1 rRNA gene is annotated in these 400 nt (G+C 53.0%); it reads right to left on the bottom strand.

Features of this window, described 5'->3' with window-relative positions:
* A 23S ribosomal RNA gene (locus AC27KT_RS19800) occupies window positions 1–400 on the bottom strand; the annotation flags it as partial.

Below are 400 nucleotides of genomic sequence, written 5' to 3'. Positions count from 1 at the left end.
TGCTGCCGCAGCTTCGGTATATTGCTTAGCCCCGTTACATCTTCCGCGCAGGCCGACTCGACTAGTGAGCTATTACGCTTTCTTTAAAGGGTGGCTGCTTCTAAGCCAACCTCCTAGCTGTCTATGCCTTCCCACATCGTTTCCCACTTAGCAATATTTTGGGACCTTAGCTGGCGGTCTGGGTTGTTTCCCTCTCCACGACGGACGTTAGCACCCGCCGTGTGTCTCCCGGATAGTTCTCATTGGTATTCGGAGTTTGCAAAGGGTTGGTAAGTCGGGATGACCCCCTAGCCTTAACAGTGCTCTACCCCCAATGGAATTCGTCCGAGGCTCTACCTAAATAGATTTCGGGGAGAACCAGCTATCTCCCGGTTTGATTGGCCTTTCACCCCCAGCCACA

The sequence above is a fragment of the Alteromonas sp. 5NW40-0090 genome, assembly GCF_057552975.1.
This window is presented reverse-complemented; position numbering and strand designations above follow the sequence as displayed.